Genomic DNA, 16,417 nt, shown 5'->3' with positions numbered 1-16,417 from the left:
CCGGTTTTCGTGAAACACCTCCCATTGCCCTGTGATAATGACATATTTAATCTGCATTTCGGCAGGGAATGCTGTGCTATTGCCCAATGAGTTGTGAAATAAGAAAACTTATACTTTTTCCTGAGGTTGGTAAGGCGGTGCGGATTATCAGACCGCCTTCTTAACTGGTTTATTCCGGTATCGGGACAGTAATAACCTGTTTTTATTCTGACAATCTTACAAGCCCTACAAGCATTGTTCATTTCAACTCAGAGTAAAAACCAGGTTGCGCTAAAGAGTAGGAAAACAACATGAAATTATCTACTGGTGCACCATCTGCTTTTTATTTCTGTATGGCTGAATTATTTTCATCGGCCGCAACGTGCTCCTGCGTTTTGGCAAACATCGGAAATCTAAGCGTAAACCCTGTGCGCGCCACTCGTGACGGGAGTCTGTAATGACAAACTTTTCAGCGACCCCTGTAATTACCGACATGAAAGTTATCCCCGTCGCGGGCTATGACAGCATGTTGCTGAACATCGGCGGCGCACATGGTGCTTATTTTACGCGTAACCTCGTCATTTTAACCGACAGCGCCGGGCATACCGGTGTGGGCGAAGCGCCCGGCGGTGAAGTCATTTACAACACGCTGGTTGAGGCGATTCCCCGCGTGAAAGGCGAAAAAATCGCCCGCATGAACCGTCTGGTTCATGACATTCATGTCGGCAACCAGTCTTCTGATTTTGATTCCTTCGGCAAAGGCGCCTGGACGTTTGAGCTGCGAGTGAATGCGGTCGCGGCGCTCGAAGCGGCGCTGCTCGATCTGCTGGGACAATTTATGGGTGTCCCCGTTGCCGAGCTGCTGGGACCGGGGAAACAGCGTGATGAAGTCACCGTGCTCGGTTATCTGTTCTATATAGGCGATCGCACGAAGACGGATTTACCTTACTTATCCGGTGAGAAAGTATCCGGTGAGAAAGGCAAGCACGAGTGGTATCACCTGCGTCACCAGCAGGCGATGGACAGCGAGGCGATTGTGCGTTTGGCCGAAGCCACCACTGACCGCTATGGATTTAAAGATTTCAAACTCAAAGGCGGCGTATTGCCCGGCGAGCAGGAAATCGATGCCGTGAAGGCGCTGAAGAAACGTTTCCCGGATGCCCGCATTACCGTCGATCCAAACGGGGCCTGGCTGTTGGATGAAGCGATCGCGTTGTGCAAAGACATGAAGGGGATTCTGACCTATGCGGAAGACCCTTGCGGTGCTGAACAAGGTTTCTCCGGTCGCGAAGTGATGGCGGAATTCCGTCGTGCCACTGGGTTGCCAGTCGCGACCAACATGATAGCCACCAACTGGCGCGAAATGAACCATGCCGTGATGCTACAGGCGGTCGATATTCCGCTGGCCGATCCGCATTTCTGGACGATGCACGGTGCGGTGCGCGTCGCCCAACTGTGTGATGAGTGGGGGCTGACGTGGGGCTGCCATTCCAATAACCACTTTGATGTTTCGCTGGCGATGTTCACGCACGTGGGGGCGGCGGCACCGGGTAACCCGACGGCGATTGATACGCACTGGATCTGGCAGGAAGGGCAGCACCTGACCAAAGAGCCGCTGCAAATCGTCAACGGCAAAATTAAGGTGCCGGATCGCCCAGGTCTGGGGATTGAGCTGGATATGGCACAGGTGATGAAAGCCCACGAACTGTACAAAAAATTACCGAGCGGGGCACGCAACGATGCCGTCGCCATGCAGTATCTGATTCCTGGTTGGAAATTTGACCGCAAACGCCCGGTTTTTGGCCGCTAACCCGACATAAAAAATGAGAGAGAAAGGATAAGAAAATGACATTGCAAAATTCAACGCCGGTTATTACCCACATGCAGGTTATTCCGGTTGCAGGTCACGACAGTATGCTGCTCAACCTGAGCGGCGCACATGCACCTTATTTCACTCGCAACATTGTGATTCTGAAAGATAACGCCGGGCATACCGGTGTCGGTGAAATCCCCGGCGGTGAGAAAATCCGCCAGACGCTGGAAGACGCCGCTGTGCTGGTCGTGGGCAAAACGCTGGGTGAGTACAAGAATGTGATGACGGCGGTGCGTGAGCAGTTTGCCGACCGTGATTCCTCCGGGCGCGGTTTACAGACGTTCGATCTGCGTACCACTATCCATGTCGTCACGGGGATAGAAGCCGCGATGCTCGATCTGCTGGGGCAGTTCCTCAATGTCAGCGTGGCCTCGCTGCTGGGTGACGGCCAACAGCGTGATGCCGTTGAGATGCTGGGTTATCTGTTCTACATCGGCGATCGCAATAAAACCGACTTGCCTTACCAGAGCCAGGTTAACGAGAAATGCGACTGGTACCGTCTGCGTCACGAAGAAGCGCTGACGCCAGAAACCATCGTACGTCTGGCTGAGGCGGCGTATGAAAAATACGGCTTCAACGATTTCAAACTGAAAGGCGGCGTACTGGCCGGTAGCGAAGAGGCCGAAGCGGTTACCGCGCTGGCGAAACGCTTCCCGCAGGCGCGCATCACGCTAGATCCGAACGGAGCCTGGTCGCTGGATGAAGCCATCGGTCTGGGCAAACAGTTGCGCGGCGTGCTGGCCTATGCGGAAGATCCGTGCGGCGCGGAACAAGGTTTCTCCGGCCGTGAAGTCATGGCTGAGTTCCGCCGTGCGACGGGGTTGCCGACGGCAACCAACATGATCGCCACTGACTGGCGGCAGATGGGGCACACCATTTCACTGCAATCGGTCGATATCCCGCTGGCCGATCCGCACTTCTGGACAATGCAAGGGTCTGTACGTGTCGCGCAAATGTGCCACGAATGGGGCTTAACCTGGGGTTCTCACTCCAATAACCATTTTGATATTTCACTGGCCATGTTTACCCAGGTCGCCGCTGCGGCACCGGGCAAGATTACGGCGATTGATACGCACTGGATCTGGCAGGAAGGCAACCAGCGTCTGACGAAAGAACCGTTGCAGATTGTTGGCGGTATGGTGGAAGTGCCGAAGAAACCGGGTCTGGGCATCGAACTGGATATTGATCAGGTGATGAAAGCACACGAACTGTATAAAAACATGGGATTAGGCGCACGTAACGACGCCATTGGAATGCAGTACCTTATTCCTGAGTGGACGTTTGATAATAAACGTCCGTGTCTGGTTCGCTAACGTTCTGATTTTCCGTTTTTTGAGCGCGCCGCTTCAGGCAGGCGGCGCTGGAATGACCGAGGATAAAAAATGAAGACTCCGCTGTTACCTAACCGTTTTCGCCAAGATTTGCAGCAGGGCAAAACGTTGATTGGCTGCTGGTGTGCGTTGGGCAACCCGATTTCCACTGAAGTGCTGGGACTGGCGGGATTCGACTGGCTGGTGCTGGATGGCGAGCATGCGCCTAACGATATCGTGACGTTTATTCCTCAACTGATGGCGCTGAAAGGCAGCCACAGCGCGCCTGTCGTTCGTCCGCCGTGCAATGAGCCGATCGTTATCAAACGCTTGTTGGATATTGGGTTCAATAACTTCCTGATTCCCTTTGTGGAAACGGCGGAAGAAGCTGCTCGTGCAGTGGCGTCAACCCGCTATCCGCCAGCGGGTATCCGCGGTGTTTCCGTGGCGCACCGTAGCAACTCTTATGGTACGGAACCGGACTATTTCGCCAAGATTAACGACAACATTACTGTCGTGGTGCAAATCGAAAGTCAGGACGGCCTCGACAATCTGGATGCGATTATCGCGGTCGATGGCGTAGATGGCGTGTTTGTTGGCCCGAGCGACCTGTCTGCGGCGCTGGGCTATCTCGGTCAGCCTAACCATCCTGACGTGCAGAAAGCGATTCGCCACATCTTTGATCGTGCCGCGGCGCATAACAAACCCTGTGGCATTTTGGCACCGGTTGAAGCCGATGCTCGTCGCTATCTGGAATGGGGCGCAAGCTTTGTCGCGGTTGGTAGCGATCTGGGTGTGTTCCGCAGCGCGACACAGGCGCTGAGCGACAAGTACAAGAAGTAATTCAGACCGTTGACAAACCTATTTACGGAACGAGAACGATGGTAATGGGATAGAAGAGTAAAGCGTCCGCGCCAGGGATGGCGCGGCTCGAGCTTACAGGGACGTACTTGCAGTGTCTTTACGATCTACCCATTACCATTGCTCGGTGTATTTTGTCAGCAAATTCAGTCATTCCGCGGCGAATCGAATCCGCTATGAAGTGGGTTCATCGTGAATTGAAGTGATATCTACATCAGACAATGAGGTTAGGGCGATGAAAATTGGTTTTATTGGACTGGGCATCATGGGAAAACCGATGAGTAAAAATCTGCTGAAAGCAGGTTACTCATTAGTCGTGATGGATCGAAATCTGGATGCCGTCGCGGAAGTCGTTGCGGCAGGCGCTACGGCGGCTGCGACGCCGAAACAGGTTGCGGAGCAGTGCGACGTTATCATCACCATGCTGCCTAATTCACCGCACGTGAAAGACGTGGTGCTGGGTGAAAACGGCGTCATCGACGGCGCGCGTGCCGGAAGCATTGTGGTGGATATGAGTTCAATCGCACCGCTTGCCAGCCGTGAAATTGCTACCGCACTGGCGGCGAAAGAGATCGCCATGCTGGATGCGCCGGTCAGCGGCGGTGAACCGAAAGCGATCGATGGCACGCTGTCCGTGATGGTCGGTGGTGACAAAGCCCAGTTTGACCGCTGTTTTGAGGTACTGAAATCGATGGCGGGCTCCGTGGTTCATACCGGTGATATTGGTGCGGGCAACGTGACCAAACTGGCGAACCAGGTGATTGTGGCGCTAAACATTGCCGCCATGTCGGAAGCGCTGGTACTGGCAACAAAAGCCGGGGTTAACCCAGACCTGGTGTATCAGGCGATCCGCGGCGGGTTGGCGGGCAGCACCGTGTTGGATGCGAAAGCGCCGATGGTGATGGAGCGTAACTTTAAGCCGGGTTTCCGCATCGACCTGCATATCAAAGATTTGGCGAACGCGCTGGATACCTCACACGGCGTTGGCGCACAGCTGCCGTTAACGGCGGCTGTGATGGAAATGATGCAGGCGCTGAAAGCGGACGATCTGGGATCGGCTGACCACAGTGCGTTGGCATGCTACTACGAGAAACTGGCCAAAGTGGAAGTTACGCGATAAGCCGTGAAGCGATAGTCACGAGGCTGGCACAGGATGCCAGCCGACTGGCAGATAATCATTCTGATCTATCCAATAAATTTCAGGACCTGCTGCCCTGAAAGCTGGCGGGTATAAGCGCCGTTTCATGAGCGCGCGGATTATTGATGCAATCGGAACGTTGATGAAATCGGATCGTTTATGAAAATAGTGATCGCACCGGATTCTTATAAAGAAAGCCTGTCTGCACAAGATGTTGCTACGCAGATTGAAAAGGGATTTCGCGAAATATTTCCCGATGCCTGCTATGTCAAATTACCTGTTGCAGATGGTGGGGAAGGCACAGTTGAAGCGATGGTCGCCGCGACCAATGGCAAGATTGTGAATGTTAACGTGACAGGGCCGTTAGGCGATAGCATCGACGCGTTCTTTGGCCTGTCTGGCGATGAAAAAACGGCGTTTATTGAGATGGCGGCGGCAAGCGGGCTGGAGCGAGTCCCTTCGCAGCAGCGTAATCCGTTAAAGACAACCAGCTATGGCACGGGTGAACTGATTCGCTGCGCATTAGATCACGGCATCCGGCACTGCATCATCGGGATTGGCGGAAGCGCAACCAATGATGGCGGATCGGGCATGGTGCAGGCGCTGGGCGCGAAGCTGCTGGATAAACAGGGCGAGCAGATCGGTTTTGGCGGTGGTGAGCTCGACAAACTCGCTCGCATTGACATCAGCGAGTTGGATGAACGTATTAAAGGCTGTCGTTTTGAAGTGGCTTGCGATGTGACCAACCCGCTGACGGGGAAACAGGGTGCATCGGCGATTTTTGGCCCTCAGAAAGGAGCGACGGCGGAGATGATTGAGCAGTTGGATAATGCGCTGAAGCATTATGCGGCGGTGATTCGCCACGATCTGGATATGGACGTGGAACACGTTCCCGGCGCGGGCGCGGCGGGCGGCATGGGCGCGGCGCTACAGGCGTTTTGCGGCGCTGAACTGCGTCAGGGAATCGAGATTGTCACGGAAGCGTTGGGGCTGGATGAACTGGTACGCGATGCCACACTGGTGATTACCGGGGAAGGCCGCATCGACAGCCAGACGATCCACGGTAAAGTGCCGATTGGCGTGGCGCGGGTCGCCAAACAGTATAATAAACCGGTGATTGGTATTGCAGGCAGCCTGACGGCAGACGTCGGCGTGGTACATGAACATGGCCTGGACGCGGTATTCAGTGTGCTTTACAACATCTGCTCACTAGAAGAAGCGCTGGATAATGCGGCAGAGAATGTGAGGATGGCGGCACGTAATATCGCCGCCACGATCCGACTGGCGCAGTCTGTGTCGCGCTGAGCGCTATCGTGATGCGATGGTGTTTGGTATTTATACACATTTCTATGCAGATTGAGGTACGGTTTCGTGCGCCACAATACGGCTATTTCATGCTACTTCGCAGCACGCGCCCGACACGGGGCGCTCAGTCGCCGCCGCCCCGTGACCCCAGGCTTTCGGCGGAAATTATGCCGCTAACGCGGTGCCTTCGTCGGTATCTGGCTTAACGGACCGCTTGCGACACGTTCCCGACGTGGCGCAAGCTTTCGCCGCGTCCTGCGGCTCATCCGAAGCCCGCTATCTCCTCAGCATAATTTTTTACGCCTGATAACAGCAAAGCGCACGAAACTGTCTCCGCAGTGGGGATATTAATTACGAATGCATAGGGTTGATATGCAGCTGGGCGGCTTTGTTGACGTTGTCGATTTCGTCCAGTAGCTCCAGCCATTCGGGTTCCAGATCGCCGGCGTGAACGCCTTTACGCAACTGCTGCTCCAGATAGCGGCAAATGCGTTTCAGACGCGGGACGCCGCTGTAGCTGCAACTGCCGTGCAGTTTATGCACCAGCTCAATAATGTTGTCATCTGTTTGACCTTCCAGCACCTTTTCTATTTTCTGCTGAACCTCCGGTAAGAAATCCAGCAGCATTTGCAGCAGGTCGCGCGCCAATTCCGGCTTGTTGGACGCCTGTTGCTGCGCCAGCGCCCAGTCGAGAGACAGCTGGCTATCGTCGTGCTCGCTCAGTAAACCTGTCATATCGGCTCGATCGTGCTTCAGTGGATCCTTCCGCGCATGGCGCGTGAGCACGCTTTTCAGCATCTGTTCGTCTATCGGTTTAGCCAGATAGTCATCCATACCTGAACGCAGCAAATGCTCACGTTCACCCGTCATGGTTTGTGCCGTCACTGCGATGATGGGCGTGGTGGCATGATGGGGGATATGGCGGATCCGCTCACTGGCGCAAATGCCGTCCATCCCCGGCATCTGAATATCCATGAGGATAATGTCGAACGGGTGCAGCTTCGCCTGTGCAATCGCATCCTGCCCGCTTTCGCACAGAATAATCGTCTCGACCTGCTCTTCCAGCAGCGTGCCGATCAGTTTCAGATTCGCTGGGTTGTCATCCACCGCCATCACGCTCAGCGGCAGACGAGCCGGATGACGTATAGCACTCGGGTGAGAGGCGGTGTCGTCCGGCAGGAAAGAGAGCTGGAACAGCGTGCTGTCCTGTAACAGCGGTAGCAGGCGCGATGCCGCGAGCGGTTTGCTCAGGCATGCATGTACGCCGAAGGTTTTCAGCTGTTCGGCATCCATTTGCGCCAGACTGGGCAGCGCCAAAATCACACAGGGGGCGCGACGGCAGATATCACGCAGTCTGGGCGTGTAGTCGAGCAGTGTATTGCGATATTGCACGGGAATGCCGAGCAGCAGGATATCGAACTCTCCCTCAGGCAGTTGCTCAAACGTCGGGCTGTAGCTCACGATGAGCGGCGTCTGATTCAAAATATCCAGCGTGGCCTGCGCGGCGATGGGATGATACTCGACGTAGGCCAGATGTTTGCCTTGCAGCATCGTATAAGCCGGTTCTGTCGGTATGGCGTGCGGGTTGAGCGGCAGCGTGATGTGGAACCAGAAGGTCGATCCCTTGTTGAGCTGGCTCTGGAAACTGATATCGCCACCCATCTCTTTGACCAGACGTTGGGTGATGACCAGCCCGAGTCCCGTGCCGCCATGACGGCGTGAAATACTGGTATCGGCTTGGCGGAATGCCTGAAACAGCTGCGATTGCTGCAACTCGGCAATGCCGATGCCGGTATCGCGTATTTGCACTTCTAGCTGAACCTGATGATGTTCCTGCCGACGCTTCTCTACCCGAATATCAATGTTGCCCTGCTCGGTAAATTTAATCGCGTTGCCCAGCAGGTTGGTGATGATTTGCTGTATCCGCAGTGGATCGCCGACAAACTGTTCGGGCACGTCATTCTGAATGCTGAGCGTCAGCTCCAATCCTTTTTCATGTGCCGTATGCGCCAGCAGCATCACAACATCGTCCAGCGTGCTGTGCAGGGAGAACGGAATATCCTCCAGCACCAGTTTGCCGGCCTCCAGCTTTGAGAAATCCAGCACATCGTTAATGATGTTCAGCAGGTTATTGGCGGAACGTTCGATGGTAAGCAGATAGTCAGTTTGTGTGGTGTTCAGCGGTGTTTTCAACGTCTGGCGAGTGAAACCGATCACGCCATTCAGCGGCGTTCTCAGTTCATGTGACATATTGGCCAGAAACTCAGACTTGATGCGTGCCGCTTCCTGCGCCCGCTTTTTGGCCAGATCCAGTTCGACGTTCTGGATCTCCATCTGCTCCAGCGTTTCCCGCAGATCGTAAGTCGCCTGATCGATATTTTGCTGCATTTCCTCATGGTAGGCGGTTAGCGACATAGCCATTGAGTTGATGCCGTTTTTCAGCATGTCCAACTCGCCCAGCATGTACCCTTCTACCCGGCTATCCAACTGCCCGCGACGGATGCGATCGACGGTCTCAACCATATTACGGATCGGGGTCGTGACATCCCGCATCAGACGATAGGCAAAGAGAACGGCGGCACCCAACGATAACAACAACAAGAGTGCGGCGATGAAGATTTCCTGATACTGCTGAAGCCGAATGGCGCTGGTGTCCAGTTCGATCACCAGATAGCCGAGAGGTGTGGCGGTGCCGGGCAGTGCGGGCACAGTGCCAGTTGGCATAAATTCGCTGTCATTGACGATCGGCATGTGCAGAATCAGCGCGTCATTCGTGTGATGCAGGTGCAGTTTGTTGTAGGAGGGCGCATCGCTGCTGATCGGCTGCAATGTCACGTTGTTGCGTACGTTGGTGGTGGCCAGGAGCTGATTGCGCGTATCGAACACGCTAATGGTACGAATAATCGCAGAGTGGCTGCGATGGAGCGTATTGATTAATGCTGGAATCGTGTCCATCTGGCGATGGGTAATTGCGTAAGCGCTGATGGTTGCCAGCGGTTCAATGATGCTGGTGCCCGAATCGGCCAATTGTGACTGCAACTGATTGTAACGGTGGATAACGAAGAACGAACTGAGCAACAGCCCGATCATCAGCGTCGGTGCCAAAATCAGTATCAACATCCGTGCACGAAGACTGTATTTGGTCATGGGGTTCCAATGTGGGAGAATTAGCAGATGCCAGGCATCCTATTATTTAATTTAGTTACCGGATACTGCCACTGCCGTTCAACTCAAGAGATCAATCGATAGTACATTATGGCGCAATTCTACTCTCCAAACCGGCGTGTGACGACCCGGAAAGCGATTCCTGCTAAGAACCTCACTGTTACGGTCACGTCACTTGATCCGTTTGGGCAGGGAGTAGCGCGTCACGAAGGCAAGACGGTGTTTGTCACGGGGGTACTGCCGGGAGAGCAGGCTGAGGTTCAACTGACGGAAGAGAAACGCCAGTTTTCGCATGCAAAACTGAAACGTCTTCTGACGCACAGCCCGCAGCGCGTAGAGCCGCAGTGCCCGCATTTTACCCGCTGCGGCGGCTGCCAGCAGCAGCACGCGGACATCATGCTGCAACAGAGCAGCAAAACGGCTGCATTAATGCGTTTGATGACGCGGGAAACAGGCGTTGAGCTGCCTGACGCCTCGCTGATTGCCGGCACACCTTATGCCTATCGGAGGCGCGCGCGGCTTGCGTTATACTTTCAGACAAAAGAGCAACGTCTGTTGATGGGCTATCGGCAATCCAATTCTCACGATCTGGTGGATATCAAAGCCTGTCCGGTGTTGCGCCCAGAGCTTGAAGCGCTGCTGCAACCGCTGCGCGATTGCCTGAACCGATTAAAGGCGGTGAAGCGTCTTGGGCATGTGGAACTGGTGCAGGCGGAAAATGGCCCGCTGCTGGTGCTGAGGCACCTTGATCCGCTGCATTCATCGGATGAACAGGCGCTGCGAGATTTTGCCCGGCAGCAGGGCGTCTCGGTTTACCTGGCGCCGGATGCTGATTCGCTGACGTGTCTGCACGGCGAAGAGCCGGTTTATCAGGTCGCTGGGCTGACGCTCGCTTTTAGCCCGCGCGATTTTATTCAGGTCAATGACGCGGTCAATCAGCAGATGGTTTCACAGGCGCTGGCGTGGTTGGATGTGCAACCGCAGGATAGAATATTAGATCTGTTTTGCGGCATGGGTAACTTCACGTTGCCGCTGGCACAGCGCGCCGCCAGCGTCGTTGGCGTTGAAGGGGTGACCGCGCTGGTAGAGAAAGGGCGCGAGAATGCCCGACGCAACACGCTGTCCAATGTCACATTTTTTCACCAAAATCTTGAAGATGACGTCACACAGCAGCCGTGGGCGGCTCAGGGTTTTGATAAGATATTACTTGATCCGGCACGTGCGGGCGCGGCAGGCGTGATGGAACAGATAACCCGACTGGCACCTGAGCGGGTGGTCTATGTTTCCTGTAATGCCACGACGCTAGCGCGCGACAGCAAAGTGTTATTGGCAGCCGGTTTTAGACTGGCGAATGTCGCGATGCTGGATATGTTTCCACATACCGGGCACCTTGAATCGATGGCACTGTTTTTGCACGATACCGGCACGCGAAAGGCGTCATAGGCTGCAAAGCGGCGTCGTTTGCAAGGTGAAGGGTAACGTAGGGAGAAATTATGGTTGCGGTAAGAAGTGCGCATTTGAATACGGCAGGTGAATTTGTCCCTGACGCGTGGATTGCTTCGCTGGGTATTGCCAGCCAGCAGTCGTGTGAACGTTTAGCCGAAACCTGGCGTTACTGTGAGCAGCAAACGCACGATCACGCCGATGCATCGCTGCTGCTGTGGCGCGGCATTGAAATGGTGGAAATCCTGTCCACGCTCAGTATGGACAATGACAGCATGCGCGCGGCGCTGCTCTTTCCACTGGCGGATGCGGGCGTGGTCGATGAAGCGACGCTGGAAGCCGCGTTTGGTAAAAACATCGTTGATTTGGTGCATGGCGTGCGCGATATGGATGCAATTCGCCAGCTCAAAGCGACGCAGAATGACTCTGGCGCGTCTGAGCAGGTCGATAACATCCGTCGCATGCTGTTGGCGATGGTGGAAGATTTCCGCTGCGTCGTGATCAAGCTTGCCGAGCGGATCGCGCATCTGCGTGAAGTGAAGGATGCCCCGGAAGAAGAACGGGTGCTGGCAGCCAAAGAGTGTACCAATATCTACGCGCCGTTGGCGAACCGCCTGGGCATTGGCCAGTTGAAGTGGGAGCTGGAGGATTTCTGCTTCCGCTATCTGCATCCTGATGAATATAAAAAAATCGCCAAGCTGCTGCACGAGCGCCGCATCGATCGCGCGCAGTACATTGACGATTTTGTCAAAACGCTGCGCGATGCGATGAAAGAAGAGGGCGTGCAGGCGGAGATCTACGGCCGTCCCAAACATATCTACAGCATCTGGCGCAAGATGCAGAAAAAAGCGCTGTCGTTCGATGAGCTGTTTGATGTGCGTGCGGTGCGTATTGTCGTCGAACGTTTGCAGGACTGCTATGGGGCGCTGGGTATCGTGCATACCCACTATCGCCATTTGCCGGACGAATTTGACGATTACGTTGCCAACCCGAAACCAAACGGCTATCAGTCCATTCACACCGTGGTGTTAGGGCCGGGTGGGAAGACGCTTGAAATCCAGATTCGCACGCGCCAGATGCATGAAGATGCCGAGCTGGGCGTGGCGGCACACTGGAAATACAAAGAAGGCACCTCCGTGGGCGGGCGCTCCGGCTATGAAGGCCGCATTGCCTGGCTGCGTAAACTGCTTGCCTGGCAGGAAGAGGTGGCTGATTCGAACGACGTGCTGGATGAAGTTCGCAGTCAGGTATTTGACGACCGTGTGTATGTCTTTACGCCGAAAGGTGATGTGGTGGATCTCCCAGCTGGTTCCACGCCGCTGGATTTCGCTTATCACATCCACAGCGATATCGGGCACCGTTGCATCGGGGCGAAAATCGGCGGACGTATTGTGCCGTTTACCTACCAGTTGCAAATGGGCGATCAGATTGAAATTATCACCCAAAAGCAGCCAAACCCAAGCCGTGACTGGCTGAACCCGAATCTGGGGTATATCACCACCAGCCGTGGACGTTCCAAGATCCAGAACTGGTTCCGCAAGCAGGATCGTGACAAGAATATTCTGGCGGGACGGCAGATTCTGGATGACGAGCTGGCGCATTTGGGGATCAGCCTGAAAGCGGCAGAGAAATTGCTGCTGCCGCGCTATAACGTGAATTCGCTGGATGAACTACTGGCTGCTATCGGTGGCGGCGATGTTCGTCTGAACCAGATGGTGAATTTCCTGCAATCGCAGTTAAAACAGCCGAGCGCGGAAGAACTGGATCGTGAAGCGCTGCGCCAGCTGACGCAGAAATCGCATCAGCCGCCAGTACGCAGCAACAATAAAGATAACGGTCGTGTGGTCGTGGAAGGCGTCGGTAACCTGATGCACCATATCGCGCGCTGCTGCCAGCCGATTCCGGGCGACGAGATCACCGGATTTATCACGCGTGGTCGTGGGATTTCGATTCACCGCGCGGACTGCGAACAGTTGGATGAACTGCGCGCCAGTTCGCCGGAGCGGATTGTGGACGCGGTATGGGGCGAAAGCTACTCCAGCGGTTATTCGCTGGTGGTGAGGGTGATTGCCAACGATCGCAGCGGCCTGTTGCGAGATATCACCACAATTCTGGCGAATGAGAAGGTCAATGTACTGGGCGTCGCCAGCCGCAGCGACACCAAACAGCAACTGGCAACGATTGACATGGATATCGAGATCTACAACCTGCAAGTACTGAGCCGCATTCTGGCGAAGCTCAACCAACTGCCGGATGTGATTGATGCGCGGCGCCAGCAAGGGGCATAAGTATTGATGCTGTGGTTTGCCTCAAGCGTAAAAATTACGCTGAGGAAACACAGTCATCCAGGATGAGTGGCATGGATGCCACGAAAGTCGCTGCCGCGTAGGGAACGCGTCAGCGACGGTCCGCCAGAAGACTGTGTTTCCGAAGGCACCGCGAAGCGGCGTAATTCCCGCGAAAAAGACAGGGGTCACGGGGCGGCGTCGATTGGACGCCCCGTGTCGGGCGCGACGCAGTTGCGGAAATGATCGTTGGAATGTATCGCGCACGAAACCTCTCTGGCTTGTCTGCAATCTTCGTAAGAAATAATTTTTTGATTTTCAGGAATATTATGACTGTATCTTTGACGAATTTATCCTCCGTCGAGCGTCTGCTCGCCATCATGAAAACCCTCCGCGATCCCGAAAATGGTTGCCCGTGGGACAAGAAGCAGACTTTCGACACCATCGCGCCCTATACGCTGGAAGAAACATACGAAGTGCTGGATGCTATCAGCCGTCAGGATTTTGATGATTTGCGCGGTGAGTTAGGGGATTTGCTGTTTCAGGTGGTGTTTTACGCACAGATGGCGCAGGAAAAGGGCCTGTTCGATTTCTCCGATGTATGTAACGCCATCAGCGATAAGCTGGAACGCCGCCACCCGCATATCTTCGGGGATCTGACGCTGACGGATAGCGATGCCGTGCTGGCAAACTGGGAACAGACCAAAGCGCAGGAACGGGCGGAGAAAGATCGTCATTCGCCGTTGGATGACATTCCTGATGCGCTGCCTGCCTTAATGAAAGCGCAAAAAATTCAGCAGCGTTGTGCCTCTGTTGGCTTCGATTGGGACAGCCTGGGGCCGGTGCTCGATAAAGTTTACGAAGAGATCGACGAGGTGATGTTTGAGGCGCGGCAAGCCGTTGTCGATGAAGAAAAATTAGGTGAAGAGATTGGTGATTTATTGTTCGCTACAGTCAATCTTTCTCGCCATCTGGGACACAAGGCTGAGACGGCGTTACAGGCGGCAAATCGTAAGTTCACTCGACGTTTTCGTGAGGTAGAACAAATCGTTACGGCATCGGGGAAAACGCTGGAACAGGCAACGCTGGACGAAATGGAAGCCGCATGGCAGCAGGTGAAAAAACAGGAAATCAGCCATTAATCCATTTTTATCGATAAGATCGTTTTTTATTGATTTTAAGGTTTTTATTTTATTGTTTTTTAAGGTGATTGTTAGCAGGGGTGAAGGTGGTTTCACCTCGTCTGCACGTGTGTTGGAATCGTCACATTGTGTAAAACGAACATTTGTGGCGTTCATCAGGTTCAGGTATACTACTTTCCCGTCTTGGTACTTCCATCGTCTTTAAACCTAAACTCTCAGGTTCAGCATGACAACTAATTATATTTTTGTGACCGGCGGGGTCGTTTCCTCTCTGGGTAAAGGCATTGCCGCAGCCTCTCTGGCGGCTATTCTCGAAGCCCGTGGCCTCAACGTTACCATCATGAAACTGGACCCGTACATCAACGTGGATCCGGGCACGATGAGCCCGACGCAGCACGGTGAAGTCTTTGTCACCGAAGACGGCGCCGAAACCGATCTGGACTTGGGTCACTACGAGCGTTTCATCCGCACTAAAATGTCGCGCCGCAACAACTTCACCACTGGCCGTATCTACTCTGATGTCCTGCGCAAAGAGCGCCGTGGCGACTATCTGGGCGCGACCATTCAGGTGATTCCACATATCACTAACGCGATTAAAGAGCGCATCATTGAAGGTGGCGAAGGCCACGATGTCGTTCTGGTTGAAATCGGTGGTACCGTCGGTGATATCGAATCATTGCCGTTCCTTGAAGCGATTCGGCAGATGGCGGTACAAGTCGGCCGCGAGCACACGCTGTTTATGCACCTGACGCTGGTGCCGTATCTTGCGGCGGCGGGCGAAGTGAAAACCAAGCCGACGCAGCACTCTGTTAAAGAGCTGCTTTCCATCGGTATCCAGCCTGACGTGCTGATTTGCCGTTCCGACCGCACGGTGCCCGCCAATGAGCGTGCAAAAATTGCTTTATTCTGTAATGTGCCGGAAAAAGCAGTAATATCCCTTAAAGACATTGATTCGATTTATAAAATCCCGGCGCTATTGAAATCACAGGGGCTGGACGATTATATTTGTAAACGATTCAGCTTAAACTGCCCTGAAGCAAACCTGTCAGAATGGGAACAGGTTGTGTATGAAGAAGCGAATCCGGGCGGTGAAGTGACTATCGGTATGGTTGGCAAATACGTTGCGCTGCCGGATGCTTACAAATCCGTGATTGAAGCGCTGAAACACGGTGGCTTGAAGAATCGCCTGACGGTGAATATTAAGCTTATCGACTCGCAGGATGTCGAAACCCGTGGTGTCGACGTATTAAAAGATTTAGACGCGATTCTGATTCCGGGCGGTTTTGGCTATCGTGGCGTCGAAGGGAAAATCATGGCGGCGCGTTACGCCCGTGAGAACCATATCCCTTATCTGGGCATTTGCCTGGGGATGCAGGTCGCATTAATGGAATTTGCCCGTAACGTTGCCGGAATGGAAGGCGCAAACTCAACGGAGTTTATGCCAGACTGTAAATACCCGGTGGTTGCGTTGATCACGGAATGGCGTGATGAGAACGGCAATGTTGAAGTCCGTGATGAAGCCAGCGATCTGGGCGGCACCATGCGCGTTGGCGGGCAGCAATGCCATCTGACCGAAGGCAGTCTGGTGCGTCAGATGTACGGTGAACAGACGATTATCGAACGTCACCGTCATCGTTATGAAGTGAACAACATGCTGTTGAAACAGATTGAAGCGGCGGGATTACGGGTTGCTGGTCTTTCCGCCGACCGCAAACTGGTGGAGATTGTTGAGTTACCCGATCATCCTTGGTTCGTTGCCTGTCAATTCCACCCGGAATTCACATCAACGCCGCGAGATGGACATCCCCTGTTTGCCGGCTTTGTGAAAGCCGCTGGCGCGTACCAGAAGCGTCAGGTGAAGTAAGAGTTATACAGCAACGCGCGATCGCTATCGCGCGTTGTTCGTCTAGGGTTTT

At 54.3% G+C, this 16,417-nt stretch carries 10 protein-coding genes; 9 read left to right on the top strand and 1 reads right to left on the bottom strand.

Annotated features, from left to right (window positions below; all coding sequences use genetic code 11):
- Positions 1 to 436: 436 nt before the first annotated feature.
- The 5 genes from NAL19_RS17055 to NAL19_RS17035 all read left to right on the top strand — a co-directional run bounded on the left by NAL19_RS17055 (position 437) and on the right by NAL19_RS17035 (position 6,466).
- Positions 437 to 1,789, top strand: a complete 1,353-nt coding sequence (locus NAL19_RS17055; protein ID WP_263057961.1) for a glucarate dehydratase family protein — start codon at positions 437 to 439, stop codon at positions 1,787 to 1,789.
- A 35-nt stretch (positions 1,790 to 1,824) separates the two neighbouring features.
- Positions 1,825 to 3,165, top strand: a complete 1,341-nt coding sequence (gene gudD, locus NAL19_RS17050) for a glucarate dehydratase (protein WP_263057960.1) — start codon at positions 1,825 to 1,827, stop codon at positions 3,163 to 3,165.
- A 69-nt stretch (positions 3,166 to 3,234) separates the two neighbouring features.
- Positions 3,235 to 4,005: a 2-dehydro-3-deoxyglucarate aldolase gene (gene garL, locus NAL19_RS17045; protein WP_225085629.1), complete on the top strand. Its 771-nt coding sequence runs from the start codon at positions 3,235 to 3,237 to the stop codon at positions 4,003 to 4,005.
- Between the two features lie 223 nt (positions 4,006 to 4,228).
- The gene (garR, locus tag NAL19_RS17040) at positions 4,229 to 5,143 is read left to right on the top strand and encodes a 2-hydroxy-3-oxopropionate reductase (RefSeq protein ID WP_263059740.1); all 915 of its coding nucleotides are present in this window, start codon (positions 4,229 to 4,231) and stop codon (positions 5,141 to 5,143) included.
- A 177-nt stretch (positions 5,144 to 5,320) separates the two neighbouring features.
- Positions 5,321 to 6,466, top strand: coding sequence for a glycerate kinase (locus NAL19_RS17035; RefSeq protein WP_263057959.1), 1,146 nt, complete (start codon positions 5,321 to 5,323; stop codon positions 6,464 to 6,466).
- 351 nt (positions 6,467 to 6,817) lie between these two features.
- On the opposite strand, the gene barA is transcribed toward NAL19_RS17035, so the two are convergent.
- Positions 6,818 to 9,613 carry a two-component sensor histidine kinase BarA gene (gene barA, locus NAL19_RS17030; protein ID WP_263057958.1) on the bottom strand — a complete coding sequence of 932 codons (2,796 nt, stop codon included), beginning with the start codon at positions 9,611 to 9,613 and terminating at the stop codon, positions 6,818 to 6,820.
- 108 nt (positions 9,614 to 9,721) lie between these two features.
- On the opposite strand from barA, the gene rlmD reads away from it, so the two are divergent.
- From rlmD to pyrG, 4 genes are all read left to right on the top strand, one after another.
- Positions 9,722 to 11,074, top strand: coding sequence for a 23S rRNA (uracil(1939)-C(5))-methyltransferase RlmD (gene rlmD, locus NAL19_RS17025; protein ID WP_263057957.1), 1,353 nt, complete (start codon positions 9,722 to 9,724; stop codon positions 11,072 to 11,074).
- Between the two features lie 50 nt (positions 11,075 to 11,124).
- A complete protein-coding gene (gene relA, locus NAL19_RS17020; protein ID WP_225085624.1) occupies positions 11,125 to 13,362 on the top strand; it encodes a GTP diphosphokinase in 2,238 nt (745 codons plus the stop codon).
- 326 nt (positions 13,363 to 13,688) lie between these two features.
- A complete protein-coding gene (gene mazG / locus NAL19_RS17015) occupies positions 13,689 to 14,501 on the top strand; it encodes a nucleoside triphosphate pyrophosphohydrolase (RefSeq protein ID WP_263057956.1) in 813 nt (270 codons plus the stop codon).
- A 226-nt stretch (positions 14,502 to 14,727) separates the two neighbouring features.
- Positions 14,728 to 16,365, top strand: a complete 1,638-nt coding sequence (gene pyrG, locus NAL19_RS17010) for a glutamine hydrolyzing CTP synthase (RefSeq protein ID WP_263057955.1) — start codon at positions 14,728 to 14,730, stop codon at positions 16,363 to 16,365.
- Positions 16,366 to 16,417: the final 52 nt, after the last annotated feature.

Source organism: Pectobacterium sp. F1-1, from assembly GCF_025643735.1.
Taxonomy (GTDB): Bacteria; Pseudomonadota; Gammaproteobacteria; order Enterobacterales; family Enterobacteriaceae; genus Pectobacterium; species Pectobacterium colocasium.
This window is presented reverse-complemented; position numbering and strand designations above follow the sequence as displayed.